The organism is Haemophilus sp. HMSC066A11, from assembly GCF_001811665.1.
Classification (GTDB): Bacteria; Pseudomonadota; Gammaproteobacteria; order Enterobacterales; family Pasteurellaceae; genus Haemophilus; species Haemophilus influenzae.
Map to the genome: position 1 here is coordinate 1 of NZ_KV805879.1, position 239 is coordinate 239.

1 protein-coding gene is annotated in these 239 nt (G+C 28.5%); it reads left to right on the plus strand.

All coding sequences use genetic code 11. The features are described from left to right. A partial coding sequence (locus HMPREF2813_RS07785) for a TonB-dependent receptor domain-containing protein (RefSeq protein WP_148129912.1) occupies positions 1-239 on the plus strand: 239 nt, incomplete at both ends.

The window sequence follows — 239 nt, forward strand, 5'->3', positions numbered from 1 at the left end:
AAAATATTGACTATATCGCTAAACAAAACAAAAAATATAAAGCACATTCTTACAGTTTTGCTTCAACGATTGATCCAACGAGTTTTCTTCGTTTACAACTAAAATATTCAAAAGGTTTTAGAGCACCAACTTCAGATGAAATGTATTTTACCTTTAAACACCCTGATTTCACTATTTTGCCAAATACTAATCTAAAACCAGAGATAGCAAAAACAAAAGAAATTGCTTTTACATTACAT